The sequence below is a fragment of the Frigoribacterium sp. CFBP 13712 genome, assembly GCF_014842255.1.
Taxonomy (GTDB): Bacteria; Actinomycetota; Actinomycetes; order Actinomycetales; family Microbacteriaceae; genus Frigoribacterium.
This window is the reverse complement of sequence record NZ_JACYVH010000002.1, coordinates 526902-542860: the sequence shown is the minus strand read 5'-3', so window position 1 is coordinate 542860 and position 15959 is coordinate 526902. Positions and strand designations below refer to the sequence as shown.

The window sequence follows — 15959 nt, the reverse complement described above, 5'->3', positions numbered from 1 at the left end:
CCCGACCTTATGAAGGCCATCGTCCGAGGCAGCTGTGAAACCTTAGCACCAGATTACATTCCATAAAACCAGTGACAATCACTCCCGAAGAAGCAATCCGTTCCCATGGGAACGAGGCACTAACCTACATCATGTTTTCCAGTGTTGCAACTTGCTTGGTCCGAGGCCGTAATGGCAACTCGAGGACTTGGAAGCCGGTCACACTTGAGTTCCGGTGAGCTTCGCTCCGCCGAACCTTTGGGGTGACAAGAAAGAACCTTACACGGACAACCCGCCACACGTCCAAACCTCCACGCATCCCGGGCGTGTCGCCGCCGAAAACCCCGAAAACATCACGATCCCGCCCCAGAACGCCGCACACGGCCGCGCAGAGGCGACCGTGATCAGCGACAGACCCCTCCCTCGGGCCCGTTCAGGGGGCTCGGCGGAGAACACGAGAGGCCCGCATCCCCTGGAAGGGATGCGGGCCTCTGTCGGTGGGGCGATGCGGTCAGCTGCGGACGCTCACACCCGCGAGCGTCTTCTTGCCGCGACGCAGGATGGCTCGTCGACCGACGAGCAGCGTCTCGCCCACCAGGGCGTCGCCATCCGTGACCCGCTCGTTGTTCAGGTAGACACCGCCCTCCGTCGCAGCCCGTCGGGCTGCACCCAGTGATGAGACCAGACCGGTCTCGACGAGAGCGCGCGCCACTGTCGTGTCGGCGTCCACCTCCGCGGACGGCAGCTCGGCCATCGCGCTGACAAGGGTCGACTCGTCGAGGGCGCCGAGGTCGCCGTTGCCGAACAAGGCGGCCGCCGCGTCGATGGCCGACTGCGCGGCGGATTCGCCGTGGACCAGCCGGGTGACCTCCCATGCCAGGGTGCGCTGCGCCTCCCTGGTGAACGGACGCTCGGCGACGACCGTCTCGAGCCGTTCGATCTCGGCCCGGTCGAGGAACGTGAAGACCTTGAGTCGGGACACCACGTCGGAGTCGTCGGTGTTGAGCCAGAACTGGTACATCGCGTAGGGGCTGGTGAGCTCGGGGTCGAGCCACACGGCGTTGCCTTCGCTCTTGCCGAACTTCGTGCCGTCGCTGTTGGTGATCAACGGCGTGCCGATGGCGTGCACCGCGACGCCCTCGGTGCGACGGATCAGCTCGGTGCCGCTGGTCAGGTTGCCCCACTGGTCGCTGCCGCCGGTCTGCAGCACGCAGTCGTACTCGCGGTACAGCTCGCGGAAATCCAGCCCCTGCAGGATCTGGTAGCTGAACTCGGTGTAGCTGATGCCGGCGTCGCTGTTCAGACGGGCGCTCACCGCATCCTTCTTCAGCATGGTGTTCACCCGGAAGTTCTTGCCGATGTCGCGGAGGAACTCGATGGCGCTGAGCGGCGCCGTCCAGTCGAGGTTGTTGACCACGCGCAGGCCGTTGTCACCGGAGGCTTCGAGGAACTTCACCACGTGGGCGCGGATGGACTCGACCCACTCGGCCGTCTGCTCGGGTGTCTTCAGCACGCGCTCGGCCGTCGGACGCGGGTCGCCGATCAGACCGGTCGAGCCGCCGACCAGACCCAGCGGTCGGTGACCGGCCAGCTGGAGGCGGCGCATGGTCAGGAGCTGCACGAGGTTCCCGAGGTGGAGACTCGGCGCGGTCGGATCGAAACCGCAGTAGAACGTGATCGGCGGGCCGGCGAGCAGGGTCTTGAGGGAGTCGGCGTCGGTCGAGACGTGCACGAGGCCCCGCCAGACGAGCTCGCTCCACACGTCGTCGAACGTCGGGTCGTTTCGCTGGCCCGCCAGGACGTCTGCCGTCGATTCACTGGTCACCCGAGAACGGTACCAGCGTCAGCCCCGCCGCCCGGTGCGCCTGGCGGCCGATCGGTAGACGGACACCGTCGGATCCCCCGCGATCCAGAACCGCCAGGGGCGGCTCTCGTGCCCGCCCTCCCCCGCGACCCCGACACGCGGCCCGGTCTCGACGACGGGTGACGGACCGGATGGGAGCTCGAGCGACAGCCGGCCTCCGCCGAGGCGGGTGCCGTCGTCGGCGAGGTCAACTCCGAGAGCCGACCCGAACCTCCCCGGCCCCCTCGCGAGATCGACCGCGCCGCGCGACGTCGTCCGTCTCGACCGGGCCGTGTCGACGCCCTCCACGACCTCCCCCGACCGCAGGAGGAGACCCGATGCCTCGCCGACCGGGCCGCAGACGAGGTTGACGCATCGATGGATCCCGTACGACAGGTACACGTAGACCGTGCCGGCCGGACCGAACATGCTCGAGTTCCGGGCCGTCCTCCCCCGGTGGGCGTGCGAACCCGGGTCGTCGCCGACCCCCAGGTAGGCCTCGACCTCGGTCAGCCGGACGGCCACGTCGCCGAGTCGGACGACGGCCCCGAGGAGTTGCGGCGCCACCTCGAGGGCCGCCCCCGACAGCAGACGGGTCGCGTCGTCCGCCGGGGTCGACTCCATGGGCCTAGAAGAAGTCCTGACCCGTCGTCACCACGATGACGACGACGGCGACGAGGACCACCACGCTGACCGCGACCACGACGGGCAGCAACCAGGCCCGCCCTCGTCGCGGCTCGGACGGGCGTCGATCGGTCACAACGCCCTCGGGTCGAGATCGCGGGCCAGCCCGGCGACTCGCGCGGTGAGTGCCTCGAGCTGCTCGGCGACGCGCTCAGGTGCCGTGCCTCCGGTGCCGCGACGACTCGCGATGGAGCCCTCGACGGTCAGCACCGGGCGGATCTCGGGGGTGAGATGCGGGGACACCGACGCGTACTGCTCGTCGGTCGGCTCGTCCAGCTCGAGCCCGTGCTGCTCGCAGAAGCGCACCAGCTCGCCGCTGATCTCGTGGGCGTCACGGAAGGCCACGCCCTGACGGACCAGCCATTCGGCCACGTCGGTGGCGAGCGAGAAGCCCTGCGGCGCCAGCTCGGCCATCCGCTGCTCGTCGAACTGCAGCGTCGCGACCAGACCGGTGAACGCGGGGAGCAGCACCTCGAGCTGGGTGACCGAGTCGAAGACCGGCTCTTTGTCCTCTTGCAGATCGCGGTTGTACGCGAGAGGCAGGCCCTTCAGCGTCGCGAGGAGACCCGTCAGGTTGCCGATCAGACGACCCGACTTGCCGCGCGCGAGCTCGGCGATGTCCGGATTCTTCTTCTGCGGCATGATCGACGATCCGGTCGAGAACGCGTCGTGCAGTCGGACGAAGCCGAACTCGCGCGTCGACCAGAGGATGATCTCCTCCGACAACCGAGACAGGTCGATGCCGATCGACGCGGCGACGAAGGCGAACTCGGCGACGACGTCACGACTGGCGGTCGCGTCGATCGAGTTCTCGGTCGTGCGGTCGAAGCCGAGATCGCGGGCGACCTGATCAGGGTCGAGACCGAGCGAGCTGCCGGCCAGGGCGCCGGCCCCGTAGGGCGAAGCCGAAGCACGGTGCGACCAGTCGCGGAGACGCTCGAGATCGCGCACGAGAGGCCACGCGTGGGCCAGGAGGTGATGCGCGAGCAGGACGGGCTGCGCGTGCTGCAGATGCGTGCGCCCGGGCATGACCGCCGTGGGGTGGGCCGACGCCTGAGCTGCGATGGCGTCGACCAGGTCGACAACGAGTCGCGAGATGGTGGCGGCATGGTCGCGCAGGTACAACCGCACGAGAGTGGCGATCTGGTCGTTGCGGCTCCGACCGGCCCGCAGACGGCCGCCGAGCTCGACCCCGGCGATGCCGATGAGACCGCGTTCGAGGGCCGAGTGGACGTCTTCGTCGGAGTCCGCGGCGACGAACGTCTGATCGGCGACGTCGGACTCGAGCCGGTCGAGCGCGTCGAGCATGGCGGTCAGCTCGTCGTCACCCAGGTAGCCCGCGGAGGCCAGGGCGCGAGCGTGGGCCCGTGACCCGGCGATGTCGTAGGGCGCCAGCTGCCAGTCGAACTGCGTCGACCTGCTCAGCGCCGCGAGCTCGGCGGAGGGCCCGGAGGCGAAGCGGCCGCCCCAGAGGGCGCCCGCCTCGCCTGCGCGCTGGTTCGGCGTCGTCTCGTCGGCCACTACTGCTGGGCCAGGTCGCGGCGGGCCGAGATCTTGCTGGGCAGCGACCAGATCTCGATGAAGCCCTTCGAGAGCGACTGGTCGAACGTGTCGCCGGTGTCGTAGGTGGCGAGGTCGAAGTCGTAGAGGCTCGAATCGCTCTTCTGACCGGTGACGACGGCACGACCGCCCTGCAGCTTGAGACGGATGTCGCCCGACACGTACTTCTGCGTGTCGTCGATGAAGACGTCGAGCGAGCGCTTCAGGCCGGAGAACCACAGACCGTCGTAGACGAGGTTCGACCACTCGGCCTCGACGCCGCGCTTGTAGCGGCCGAGATCGCGCTCGATGGTGAGGGCCTCGAGGGCCTCGTGCGCCTGGATGAGCGCGACGGCCCCCGGAGCCTCGTAGACCTCACGGCTCTTGATGCCGACCAGGCGGTCCTCCACGACGTCGATGCGGCCGACGCCGTGGGCCCCGGCGAGCTCATTCATCTTCTCGACGATGCCGAGCGGCGTGTACGCGACGCCGTCGATGGCGACCGGGATGCCGGCCTCGAAGGTCACGACGACCTCGTCGGCGGGCTTGATGACCGACGGATCTTGCGTGTACTCGTACAGGTCTTCGATCGGCGGGTTCCACGGGTCTTCGAGGAACCCGGTCTCGACCGCGCGTCCCCAGACGTTCTTGTCGATCGAGTAGGGGTTCGCGGCGCTCTGACGGATCGGCAGGTTGTGCTGCTCGGCGTAGACGATCGCCTTGTCGCGGGTCAGCGCGAGGTCGCGGACGGGCGCGATGCTCGTCAGGTCGGGTGCGAGGGCGGCGACCGCAGCCTCGAAGCGCACCTGGTCGTTGCCCTTTCCGGTGCAGCCGTGGGCGACGCTGTCCGCGCCGAGCTCCTTCGCGACGCGCGCCAGGTGGCGGGCGATCAGCGGACGGCTGAGGGCGCTCACCAGCGGGTAGGTCTTCTGGTACATGGCGTTCGCCTTGAGGGCGGGCATCAGGTAGTCGCGCCCGAACTCCTCCTTGGCGTCGACGACGACCGACTCGACGGCGCCGCAGTCGAGGGCGCGCTGACGGATGTCGTTCATGTCCTCACCGCCCTGTCCGACGTCGACGGCCAGAGCCACCACCTCCTTGCCGGTGGCGTCGGCGAGCCAGCCGATGCCGACCGAGGTGTCGAGGCCTCCTGAGTATGCGAGGACGACGCGTTCCGTCATGGTTCTCCTTGGTTCGTATGCGGGGTGCGGGGCCGGTGGCCCGGACTGTGCCGGGCCACCGGATGTTCGGGGTGCGGTCGCAGGGCGACCGCGACTGCTCGGAGCCTGTGCGTCAGTGCTCGAGCAGCCAGGTGAGCAGTGCCTTCTGGGCGTGGACGCGGTTCTCCGCTTCGTCCCAGATGACGCTGGTCGGGCCGTCGATGACCTCCGTCTCGACCTCGTAGCCGCGGTCGGCGGGGAGGCAGTGCAGGAAGATCGCGTCGTCGTCGGCCTCGGCCATCAGGGCCCGATCGACCTTGAAGCCGCCGAAGACGGCGACCCGCGCCTCCTTCTCGTCCTCCTTGCCCATCGACACCCAGGTGTCGGTGACGACGACGTCGGCCCCGGCGACCGCCGCGTGCACGTCGGAGGTGACCTGCACGGACCCGCCGGTGCCGGCGGCGATGCGCTCGGCGTCACGGACGACGGCCTCGTCGGGCTGGAAGCCCTCGGGGGCCCCGATCCGCACGTGCATGCCCGCCGTCGCGCCGGCCAGGAGGTACGACTGGCCCATGTTGCAGCGGCCGTCGCCCACGAAGGCGACCGTCAGACCGGCCAGCGCGCCCTTCTTCTCGCGGATCGTCTGCAGATCGGCGAGCAGCTGGCAGGGGTGGAAGTCGTCGCTCAGCGCGTTGACGACGGGGACGGTCGCCCCCTCCGCCATCTCCTCCAGACCGGACTGCGCGTAGGTGCGCCAGACGATCGCGGAGACCATCCGCTCGAGCACACGCGCGGTGTCGGACGGGGTCTCTTTACCGCCGAGCTGACTGTTGGCCGTCGCGATGATCAGCGGGCTCCCGCCGAGGTCGGCGATGCCCACCGCGAACGAGACCCGGGTGCGGGTCGACGACTTGTCGAAGATGACGGCGACCGTCTGCGGGCCCTCGAGGGGGCGACGCGACCACCGGTCGGCTTTGAGCTCGTCGGCGAGGTCGAGGACCTCGAGCAGCTCGCTCGGGCTGAGGTCGTCGTCGCGGAGGAAGTGGCGGGTCATGCGAGACCTTTCAGGACGGGGGCGAACAGGGCGATAAACTCGTCGATCTCGGCGTCGCCCACGATGAGCGGCGGCGCGAGTCGGATGCTCGAGTCGTTCGGAGCGTTGATGATGAGGCCGGCGTCGAGCGCGGCCGCGGCGAGCTCGGCCGCGACGGGCTGCGTCAGGCCGATGCCCACGAGCAGACCGCGCCCCCGGATCTCGCCGATGAGCGGCGAGTCGAGTGCCGTCAGCGCGGCCCGGAGGCGCTCGCCCTGGACGACCGCGTTGACGATGAGACCAGAGTCTTCGATCTCGCGGAGGACCGCGTTGGCGGCCGCGGTGGCGAGCGGGTTGCCGCCGAATGTCGTGCCGTGCTGCCCGGCCTCGAAGAGCGCGGAGGCCTCGCCGAAGGTGACGAGGGCACCGATGGGCACGCCGCCGGCGATCCCCTTGGCGACCGTGATCGCGTCGGGGACGACGTCGAACTGCTGGAAGGCGAACCAGGAGCCTGTCCGACCGACACCTGTCTGGATCTCGTCGAGGACGAGCAGGGCGCCGTGCCGCGTGGAGAGCTCGCGGGCCTTCTCGAGGAATCCCTCGGGCAGGTCGAGGACACCCGCCTCGCCCTTGATCGGTTCGACGAAGAGGGCGGCCACGTGATCGTCGAACGCCGCCTCGAGCGCCTCGACGGTGCTGTCGATGTGCTCGACGCCGGCGACCATCGGCTCGAAGGGCTCGCGGAGCGCCGGCTTGCCGGTCAGTGCGAGGGACCCCATGGTGCGTCCGTGGAAGGAGTTCTGCAGAGCGAGGATGCGCGTCTTCGACCCGTCGCCGCGATTGAGACGGGCCAGCTTGAAGGCCGCCTCGTTGGCCTCGGCCCCGCTGTTGCCGAAGAACACGCGACCGGCGTCCCCGGCGCCCGTGATCCGCTTCAGGCGCTCGGCCAGCTCGAGCTGCGGCTCGGTCGCGAAGTAGTTCGACACGTGGATGATCGACGCGGCCTGGGTCGACAGGGCCTCGATCAAGGCCGGATGCGCATGACCGAGCGCGTTGACGGCGATGCCGGCCAGGAAGTCGAGATAGCGCTTGCCCTCGACGTCGAACACCGAGCAGCCCTCGCCGTGCGACAGCATCACCTTCGGGGTGGACAGCGAGCCCATCAACGAGTCGCCGAATCGGCGCTGCCAGGTACCGCCTTGGGTCTGGATCATGGTCACGACTGTCCTTTCTTCTCGGTGCCGTCGTCGACGGCGGGGGTGTTGGTGGAAGTGACGACGGGCGCGCCGTACGACGCCGCCCGGTCGTCGGGGATGACTTCGGTGCCGGACCCGCGCTGGGTGAAGACCTCGAGGAGGATGGAGTGCGGGATGCGCCCGTCGATGATGGTCGCTCCCCCGACGCCGCCGACGACCGACTCGAGGCACGCCGTCATCTTCGGGATCATGCCCGACTCGAGCGACGGCAGCAGATCGGTGAGCGCCGAGACGGTGATCGCCGCCACGAGCGACTCCCGGTTCGGCCAGTCGCTGTACAGCCCCGGCACGTCCGTCAGCATGACGAGCTTCGTGGCGCCGAGCGCGATGGCGAGGGCGCCCGCCGCCGCGTCGGCGTTGACGTTGAGCGCCGAGTCGGGGTGGGCCTCGTTCGTCGCGATCGACGACACCACCGGGATGCGACCCGCCGCGATCTCGTCCAGCACCGCCCGCGGGTCGACCTCGGTGATGTCGCCGACGTGACCGAGGTCGAACGTCTCGCCGTCGATGACGACACCGCGGCGCCGCCCCTCGAAGAGCGTGCTGTCTTCGCCGGACACCCCTCGGGCGAGGTCGCCGTGCTCGTTGATCAGGTCGACGATCTCACGGTTGACCTCGCCGGCGAGGACGTCGCGGACGACCGAGATCGCCTCGGTGCTCGTGTACCGGTACCCCCCGCGGAACTCGCTCGGGATGCCGGCGGCCGCCAGCGCGGCCGAGATCTGCGGACCCCCGCCGTGCACGACCACCGGGAAGAGCCCCGCGTAGCGGAGGTAGACCATGTCTTCGGCGAAGGCCCGCTTGAGGGCGTCGTCGACCATGGCGTTGCCGCCGAACTTGACGACGACCACCGTGCCGGAGAATCGCTTCAGCCAGGGCAGCGACTCGATGAGGGTGGCGGCCTTGACGGCCGCGAGCTCCTGCTCGTCGCTGTGCACCACGTCGGAGACGGCCATCAGCTGGAGTACGCGCTGTTCTCGTGCACGTAATCGTGCGTGAGGTCGTTCGTGAGGATCGTCGCCTCGTGGTCGCCCGACCGGAGGTCCACGAGCACGTGGACGGCGCGCGCCGTCAGGTCGACGGCGTCGCTCGGTCGATCGGGCGCCCCCGCGTGGCAGACCCGGACGCCGTTCATGGAGACGTCGACGTCGTAGGGATCGAACTCGGCCGAGGTCGTCCCGATAGCCGCCAGGACGCGGCCCCAGTTCGGGTCGTTGCCGAAGACCGCGGCCTTGAAGAGGTTGTTGCGGGCGATCGAGCGCCCGACCTCGACGGCGTCGTCGTCGCTCGCGGCCCCGACGATCTCGATGCGGATGTCGTGCGAGGCGCCCTCGGCGTCGGCCTGCAGCTGCTCGGCGAGGTCGGCGCAGAGCTCCGTCACCGCAGCCCGGAACTCCTCTGCATCGGGGACGACGCCCGACTCGCCGCTGGCGAGGAGCAGCACGGTGTCGTTGGTCGACATGCAGCCGTCGGAGTCGAGCCGGTCGAAGGTGACCCGCGTCGCGGAGCGGAGCGCGTCGTCCAGCCCGCCGTGGTCGACGTCGGCGTCGGTCGTGAGCACGACGAGCATGGTCGCCAGACCCGGTGCCAGCATGCCGGCGCCCTTCGCCATGCCGCCGACCACCCAGCCGTCACCCGCGACGACGGCCTGCTTCGGCTTCGTGTCGGTCGTCATGATCGCCGTCGCCGCGTCAAGGCCGCCGTCGGCCGTCAGCGCCGACGCCGCGGCGATCGAGCCGGAGAGGACCTTGTCGCGGAAGACCTGGTCGCCGACGCCGATGAGACCCGTCGAGCACACCACCACGTCACCGGCCGACACGCCGAGCGCCTCGGCGACCGTCTCTGCGGTGGCGTGCGTCGTCTGGAAGCCGAACGGACCCGTGAAGCAGTTCGCGCCTCCTGAATTCAGCACGACGGCCTCGGCGACGCCGTCGCCGACCACCTGCTGCGACCAGAGCACGGGGTGGGCCTTCGCCCGGTTGCTGGTGAAGACCGCCGCCGCGCTCTTGCGGCGACCGCGGTTGACGACGAGGGCGACATCGGGTCGACCGCTCGTCTTGAGGCCCGCCGTGACACCGGCGGCGACGAATCCCTGGGCTGCGGTGACGCTCACGGTGCCACTCCGTTCACGGTGAGGCCCGCGGTCTCGGGGAGACCGAGGGCGATGTTGGCGGACTGCACCGCGGCGCCCGCGGTGCCCTTCGCCAGGTTGTCGATGGCGCTGACCACGACCAGCCGGTCGGCGTCGACGTCGACCGCGAGTCCGATGAGGGCGGTGTTGGCGCCGACGGTGTCGGCCGTGCGCGGGAACTCGCCCGCGGGCAGGAGGTGCACGAACGGCTCGTCGGCGTAGGCGATCTCGTACGCGGCGCGCACGTCGCTCTCGCTCACGCCGGGAGCCAGCGTGGCCGTCGAGGTCGCCAGGATGCCCCGCGACATCGGCACGAGGACGGGGGTGAACGAGATGCTCACCTCGGTGGCGCCGGCGACGCGGAGGTTCTGCTGGATCTCGGGCACATGGCGGTGGGTGCCGCCCACCCCGTAGGCCGACGCCGAACCGAGGATCTCGCCGGCGAGGAGGTGCGGCTTCAGAGCCTTGCCCGCGCCCGAGGGCGCGACGGCGAGCACGGAGACGATGTCGGTGCTCTCGACGAGACCGGCACGGACCGCCGGAGCGAGAGCCAGGGTGATCGCGGTCACGTTGCAGCCGGGCGCCGCGATGCGACGCTCGCCGACGAGCGCCTCGCGCTGCCGCGTGCCGTCGGCGTGGACGAGCTCGGGGAGACCGTAGGCCCACGCCCCGTAGAACTCGGTGCCGTAGAACCGGGCCCAGTCGGCCTCGTCGGTGAGGCGATGGTCGGCACCGCAGTCGATGACGAGCGTCTCGGCGGGCAGCTCGGCCGTGATGGCCCCGGACTTGCCGTGAGGCAGGGCGAGGAACACGACGTCGTGACCGGCGAGGTTCTCGGCCGTCGTCTCGACGAGGGTCAGGTGCGCGAGCGAGCGCAGCTGGGGTTGCAGCGCGATGAGCGGCTGCCCGGCGTTCTGGAACGCCGTGACGGTGCGCACCTCGAAGTCGGGATGCGCGGCGAGGAGCCGGAGCAGCTCGCCGCCGGCGTAGCCGCTGGCGCCGGCGACGGCAACGGAATGAGGCATGGGTCCACCCTAATGTTCGATTCGGTCGAGGATCGGGGGCGGCGACGCCTGGCGAGTGTCAGTCGCGGAGCGCCGCCCCGAATCGCTCGCCGGCCAGACGGACGGCGCCCTGCTTGGCCTCGGTCGCCTCGGCGGCCGTCAGGGTGCGGTCGTCGGACCGGAATCGCAGGGCGAAGGTCAACGACTTCGAGGCGTCTGGCAGCCCCGCGCCGCGGTAGTCGTCGACGAGACGGACCGTCTCGAGCAGCGCACCGGCGCCCTCGCGGACGGCGGAGAGGACCTCGCCCGCCGAGACGTCTTCGGCGACGACGAGGGAGAGGTCTTGCGTGGCGGCGGGGAACGACGAGATCGGGGTCGGCTGCAGCTCGACGTCGGCGAGGGCGATGACCCGGTCGAGGTCGATCTCGCCGACCGCGACGACCCGGGGCAGATCGAGGTCCGCCGCACGCTGGGGCAGCAGCTCGCCGGCGTGACCGACGACCTCGCCGGCCACGACGACCTCGGCCGTGCGACCGGGGTGCAGCGACGGGTGCGAACCCTGACGGAAGACGGCCTCGGCACCCGCTGCACGGACGGCGACGCGGAGATCGTCGAGCACGTCGGCGAGGGACGCCGGGAGGGCGGCCTGACCGGGCTGGCGGTCGATCGCCTGGCCGAGCGCGAGCACGGCCAGGTGCCGGGGCTGACGCGGGATGCTCGCCTCGAGCGACGCGAGCACCTCGACGGAGGGTCGTTCGGCGCCGAGCGGCACGCTCTCGGTGCCGTAGGCCCGGTCGGCCTCCGGCAGGAAGACGGTGCCGGTCTCGAACAGCGACAGGTCGACGAGCCCGCGTGACGAGTTGCGTCGGGCGATCTCGAGCAGACCCGGGACGAGCGAGCGACGCAGCTCGGGTGCGGCGACGTCGAGCGGATTGGCGAGCCGGACACCGGGGCCGCCCGCACCGTCGAGACCGCCGAAGGCGGCGTTCTGCGCGGAGCTGACGAACGGGTAGGCCGCGACCTCGGTGGACCCCGCGGCGGCGAGCGACGACGACACCTGACGGCGCAGCTTCTGCTCACGCGTGAGACCCCGCCCGGGAGGGGCGACGGGCAGCACGGACGGGATGCGGTCGTAGCCGGTGATGCGCGCGACCTCTTCGACCAGCGACGCGGCGTCGACCAGGTCGGGACGCCAGGACGGCGGTGCGACCGACCAGCCGTCGGCCGCCGGGACGACCTCGGCGCCGATCGACGTCAGCGCGTCGACGATCTCGGTCGACGTGTAGTCGACCCCGATCAGGCGGGAGGCGCGCTCGGCCCCCAGGGAGATGGCCGATCGCGGAGCGGTCGCGTCGAGCGAGGAGCCCAGAGCGTCGGCGGTGCCGCCGCCCCATTCGACGAGGAGGTCGACGACGCGCTGTGCGGCGGGAGCCGAGACCCGGGGGTCGACGCCCCGCTCGAAGCGGCGAGACGCCTCGCTCGGCAGCTTGTGCCGGCGGGCCGACCGGGCGATCGAGATCGGGTCGAACGTGGCGGCCTCGATGAGGACGTCGGTCGTCGCGGTCGTGATCTCGGTGCGGGCGCCGCCCATGACGCCGGCGAGCCCGACGGCCCCGGTCGAGTCGGCGATGACGAGATCTTCGGGGTGCAGCGCACGAGTCTTGCCGTCGAGGGTCTCGAGCTGCTCGCCGGTCTCGGCACGACGGACGGTCAGCCCGCCGTCGAGGGTCGCGAGGTCGTACCCGTGGATCGGCTGACCGAGTTCGAGCATCACGTAGTTCGTGACGTCGACCGGGAGCGAGACGCTGCGGACGCCGGCGAGACGGAGCCGAGCGGACATCCACGGCGGGGTGGCGCGCGAGGCGTCGACGCCTCGGACGACCCGCGTGACGAAGGTCGAGACGGCGGCGGCGCCTCGGACGGGAGCCTCGTCGCGGACCTCGACGGAGAAGCCGTCGCCCGGTGCGACCGAGACGGCCGCGGCGGGGTCGCGGAACGTCGCGCCCGTGGCGTGCGAGTACTCGCGGGCGACGCCGCGGATGCTGAACGCGTAGCCGCGGTCGGGGGTGACGTTGATCTCGACTGCGGCCTCGTCGAGCCCGAGGAGCGCGATGGCGTCCGTGCCGACCTCGGGGTCGAGGCCGAGCGACGAGAGCAGGAGGATGCCGTCGTGCTCGTCGCCCAGACCGAGCTCACGCGTCGAGGCGATCATGCCGTCGGACACGTGACCGTAGGTCTTTCGGGCGGCGATCGGGAACGGACCGGGCAGCACGGCACCGGGCAACGACACGACGACCTTGTCGCCGGCGACGAAGTTGTGCGCCCCGCAGACGATGCCGCGGGCGTCGTCGGGACCGACGGCGACCTGGCACCAGTTGATCGTCTTGCCGTTCTTCTGCGGCTCGGGCACGAGCTCGAGCACCTGGCCGACGACGAGCGGACCCGTCACGTCGCCGACGTGCACGTCTTCCTCTTCGAAGCCGACGGACACGAGCGCCGCGTGGACGTGCTCGAGGCTGACGTCGCTCGGCAGGTCGACCCATTCGCCCAGCCAACTGATCGGTACCCGCATCAGACCACCATCCCGAACTGCTCGCTGAAACGGACGTCGCCCTCGACCATGTCGCGCATGTCGTTGAGGTCGTTGCGGAACTGCAGGGTGCGCTCGATGCCCATCCCGAAGGCGAAGCCCTGGTAGACGTCGGGGTCGATGCCCGCGGCCCGCAGCACGTTCGGGTTGACCATGCCGCAGCCGCCCCACTCGACCCAGCGCGCCCCGCCCTTGGCGTTCGGCTGCCAGACGTCCATCTCGGCGCTCGGCTCGGTGAAGGGGAAGTAGTTCGGACGGAGGCGGATCTGCGCCTCGTCGCCGAACATCGAGCGCGCGAGGTGCTCGAGGGTGCCGCGGAGGTTCGCCATGGTGAGCCCCCGGTCGATGGCGATGCCCTCGATCTGCGTGAAGACCGGCGTGTGCGTCGCATCGAGCTCGTCGGTGCGGAACACCCGGCCGGTCGCGACGTTGTAGACCGGCAGCTGCTTGGAGAGCAGCGTGCGGATCTGCACCGGCGACGTGTGCGTACGGAGCAGCAGGTGCTCGTCGACGGGATCGACGAAGAAGGTGTCTTGCATGGCGCGCGCCGGGTGGTCGGCGTCGAAGTTCAGCGCGTCGAAGTTGAACCACTCGTGCTCGAGCTCGGGGCCCTCGGAGACCTCCCACCCCATGGCGACGAAGAGGTCGACCATGGTCTCTTGCAGGAGGGCCAGCGGGTGACGCGACCCCACCCGGCGACGAGACGGCAGGGCGGAGACGTCGACGGTCTCGTCGGCCAGCCGTGCAGTCTCTTCGAGCTCGACCAGCTCGGCCTCGCGGGTGGCCACGGCCTGGTTGACCCGGCCCCTGGCCTGGCCGACGAGCTTGCCCGCCGCGGCCTTCTGGTCGTTCGGCAGATCGCGCATCCCGGCGTTCATCCGCGCCAGGACAGACGCCTCACCCGTGTGCTGCGAGCGTGCGGTCTTGAGCTCGGCGACGGACGCCGCAGTCGAGATGGCTACCAGGGCGGAGTCGACCGCCGACGCGACGGCGTCTTCGGAGATGGGGACGGTGTCTGACACGAGAACCAAGCTTAGCGATCGTCGGGAGGCGACCCGCACCTCCTCGGCGCTCCGGGGAGGCGAGAGGGGGTGCAGGGAGGACCGGGTCAGGTCGATGTGGTCTGCGAGCCGCCCGTCGTCGCGTCGACGGACGGACGCCCGGCGCGCGCCAGCAGGCCGGGACCGCCGAGCCCGCCGCCGCGGGGCTTCTTCATCACGCCGCGGCGACCCGTCCGCCGGTCGACGATCCGGACGACGTAGGAGAACGCGAGGTTCGTCAGCAGGTACACGACGAGCACCACGGCGAAGAGGGTGAAGGTGTAGTTGCTGCCGTACGAGGTGCCGAGACGGTTCAGACCCCGACGCGTCAGCTCGACGTAGCCGACGATGTAGCCGAGCGACGTGTCTTTCAGGAGCACCACCAGCTGCGCCAGGATGATCGGCAGCATCTGGCGGAACGCCTGCGGGAACTCGATCGCGAAGCGGGTGCGCACGGGCGAGAGGCCGATGGCGAGACCCGCCTCGCGCTGCCCCTTCGGCAGGGCGGCGATGCCCGAGCGGAGCGCCTCGCCGATGAGGGCGCCGTTGTAGACGGCGAGTGCGGCGACGACCGCCCAGAAGGCTCCCGTCGAGAAGACGAGGAGGATGAACAGCATCATCAGCAGCACGGGCATGCCGCGGAAGAATTCGAGGACGATCGTCGTCGGAACCCGCACCCAGGCGGTGCGTGCCGTGCGGAGGAACGAGAACAGGACGCCGATGGCGACGGCCAGGACGGACGCCACCGCCGCGGCCCGCACGGTCGCGAGCCAGCCGCCCGCGATGTTCCGCCACAGGTTGCGGTCGAGGATGATGTCCCAGCGCGACGGGTCGAGCACGCTCGCCGTGACGGCGCCGTTCGCGCTGATGCGCGGGCGCCCGAGCAGGTAGACGAGGTACGCGACCAGGGCCAGCACCAGGACGACGCCGACCACCGAGATGATGCGCGACGTGCGGCGGGCCTTGGGACCGGGGGCGTCGTAGAGGACGTTCGTGCTCATCGCAGGACCGCGACCTTCTTCTCGACGAGGGCCGCGACGCGGCCCAGCGTGATGGTGACCACCAGATAGAACACGGCGACGGACACGAGCGTCGTGATGACCGCGTCGCCCCGGTCGTTGGCGATGAACCGGCCGGCCGCGAACAGCTCTGCGACGAAGAAGCCGCCGGCGACCGAGGTGTTCTTCGTGAGGGCGATGAGCACGTTGATCAGCGGCGGGATGACCATGCGGATCGCCTGCGGCATGATCACGAGGCTGAGCGTCTGGCCGAAGCCGAGGCCGATGCTGCGGGCCGCCTCGGCCTGCCCGACCGGCACGCCGTTCACGCCGGAGCGGACCGCTTCGGCGACGAACGGCGACGTGTAGAGCGTGAGACCCACCACCGCGAGCGGGAAGTAGCCGATGCCGACGCCGAGGTAGGGCAGGACGAACGCGCAGAAGAACAGCACGAGAGTCAGGGGGATGTTGCGGATCGCCTCGGTGTAGACCGTCGCGAAGACCCGGAACGAGGCGACCGGCGAGATGCGCAGGGCCGCGACGACGAAGCCGATCACGATCGCGCCGACGGCGGACAGTGCCAGCAGCTGCAGCGTCGTGACGAACCCGCCCCAGAAGCGGGGCCAGTTCTCGGTCACGGCGTCGAAGCCGGGGATGACGTCCAAGGGGTTCACCGGGACTCCAGGTCAGAGGGCTGCCGAG

14 protein-coding genes are annotated in these 15959 nt (G+C 70.3%); all 14 read right to left on the bottom strand.

The window, feature by feature from the left end; translation table 11 throughout:
* Positions 1-490: 490 nt before the first annotated feature.
* Positions 491-1804 (bottom strand): tyrosine--tRNA ligase, encoded by a 1314-nt coding sequence (gene tyrS / locus IFT51_RS06170; RefSeq protein ID WP_320478783.1) that lies wholly within the window; start codon positions 1802-1804, stop codon positions 491-493.
* Between the two features lie 18 nt (positions 1805-1822).
* On the bottom strand, positions 1823-2446 hold the full coding sequence (locus tag IFT51_RS06165) for a DNA-3-methyladenine glycosylase (protein WP_192060165.1): 624 nt from the start codon (positions 2444-2446) through the stop codon (positions 1823-1825).
* A 4-nt stretch (positions 2447-2450) separates the two neighbouring features.
* Positions 2451-2582 carry a hypothetical protein gene (locus IFT51_RS15330; protein ID WP_256415615.1) on the bottom strand — a complete coding sequence of 44 codons (132 nt, stop codon included), beginning with the start codon at positions 2580-2582 and terminating at the stop codon, positions 2451-2453.
* Complete coding sequence (gene argH / locus IFT51_RS06160) at positions 2579-4027, bottom strand: argininosuccinate lyase (RefSeq protein WP_192060164.1); 1449 nt, start codon at positions 4025-4027, stop codon at positions 2579-2581. The genes IFT51_RS15330 and argH overlap by 4 nt, the downstream gene beginning before the upstream one ends.
* The gene (locus IFT51_RS06155) at positions 4027-5226 is read right to left on the bottom strand and encodes an argininosuccinate synthase (protein ID WP_192060163.1); all 1200 of its coding nucleotides are present in this window, start codon (positions 5224-5226) and stop codon (positions 4027-4029) included. The genes argH and IFT51_RS06155 overlap by 1 nt, the downstream gene beginning before the upstream one ends.
* A 112-nt stretch (positions 5227-5338) precedes the next feature.
* Entirely contained in the window at positions 5339-6259 is a 921-nt protein-coding gene (argF, locus tag IFT51_RS06150) for an ornithine carbamoyltransferase (protein ID WP_192060162.1), read from the bottom strand.
* The gene (locus IFT51_RS06145) at positions 6256-7452 is read right to left on the bottom strand and encodes an acetylornithine transaminase (protein ID WP_192060161.1); all 1197 of its coding nucleotides are present in this window, start codon (positions 7450-7452) and stop codon (positions 6256-6258) included. The genes argF and IFT51_RS06145 overlap by 4 nt, the downstream gene beginning before the upstream one ends.
* A 2-nt stretch (positions 7453-7454) precedes the next feature.
* Positions 7455-8450 carry an acetylglutamate kinase gene (gene argB, locus IFT51_RS06140; protein ID WP_192060160.1) on the bottom strand — a complete coding sequence of 332 codons (996 nt, stop codon included), beginning with the start codon at positions 8448-8450 and terminating at the stop codon, positions 7455-7457.
* Positions 8450-9607, bottom strand: coding sequence for a bifunctional glutamate N-acetyltransferase/amino-acid acetyltransferase ArgJ (gene argJ / locus IFT51_RS06135; RefSeq protein WP_192060159.1), 1158 nt, complete (start codon positions 9605-9607; stop codon positions 8450-8452). Before argJ ends, argB begins: the two co-directional genes overlap by 1 nt.
* A complete protein-coding gene (argC, locus tag IFT51_RS06130) occupies positions 9604-10650 on the bottom strand; it encodes an N-acetyl-gamma-glutamyl-phosphate reductase (RefSeq protein ID WP_192060158.1) in 1047 nt (348 codons plus the stop codon). The genes argJ and argC overlap by 4 nt, the downstream gene beginning before the upstream one ends.
* 58 nt (positions 10651-10708) lie before the next feature.
* Complete coding sequence (pheT, locus tag IFT51_RS06125; protein ID WP_192060157.1) at positions 10709-13201, bottom strand: phenylalanine--tRNA ligase subunit beta; 2493 nt, start codon at positions 13199-13201, stop codon at positions 10709-10711.
* On the bottom strand, positions 13201-14241 hold the full coding sequence (gene pheS / locus IFT51_RS06120) for a phenylalanine--tRNA ligase subunit alpha (protein WP_192060156.1): 1041 nt from the start codon (positions 14239-14241) through the stop codon (positions 13201-13203). Before pheS ends, pheT begins: the two co-directional genes overlap by 1 nt.
* A gap of 86 nt (positions 14242-14327) precedes the next feature.
* Positions 14328-15260: an amino acid ABC transporter permease gene (locus IFT51_RS06115; protein ID WP_192060155.1), complete on the bottom strand. Its 933-nt coding sequence runs from the start codon at positions 15258-15260 to the stop codon at positions 14328-14330.
* On the bottom strand, positions 15257-15922 hold the full coding sequence (locus tag IFT51_RS06110) for an amino acid ABC transporter permease (RefSeq protein WP_192060218.1): 666 nt from the start codon (positions 15920-15922) through the stop codon (positions 15257-15259). The genes IFT51_RS06115 and IFT51_RS06110 overlap by 4 nt, the downstream gene beginning before the upstream one ends.
* Positions 15923-15959 lie beyond the last annotated feature (37 nt).

Bases quoted from the DNA above. Each gene is read 5' to 3' on its own strand.
- IFT51_RS06155 (WP_192060163.1), bottom strand. From the start codon at position 5,226: ATGACGGAACGCGTCGTCCTCGCATACTCAGGAGGCCTCGACACCTCG.
- argF (WP_192060162.1), bottom strand. From the start codon at position 6,259: ATGACCCGCCACTTCCTCCGCGACGACGACCTCAGCCCGAGCGAGCTG.
- IFT51_RS06145 (WP_192060161.1), bottom strand. From the start codon at position 7,452: ATGATCCAGACCCAAGGCGGTACCTGGCAGCGCCGATTCGGCGACTCG.
- IFT51_RS06115 (WP_192060155.1), bottom strand. From the start codon at position 15,260: ATGAGCACGAACGTCCTCTACGACGCCCCCGGTCCCAAGGCCCGCCGC.
- argB (WP_192060160.1), bottom strand. From the start codon at position 8,450: ATGGCCGTCTCCGACGTGGTGCACAGCGACGAGCAGGAGCTCGCGGCC.
- IFT51_RS06165 (WP_192060165.1), bottom strand. From the start codon at position 2,446: ATGGAGTCGACCCCGGCGGACGACGCGACCCGTCTGCTGTCGGGGGCG.
- pheT (WP_192060157.1), bottom strand. From the start codon at position 13,201: ATGCGGGTACCGATCAGTTGGCTGGGCGAATGGGTCGACCTGCCGAGC.
- argC (WP_192060158.1), bottom strand. From the start codon at position 10,650: ATGCCTCATTCCGTTGCCGTCGCCGGCGCCAGCGGCTACGCCGGCGGC.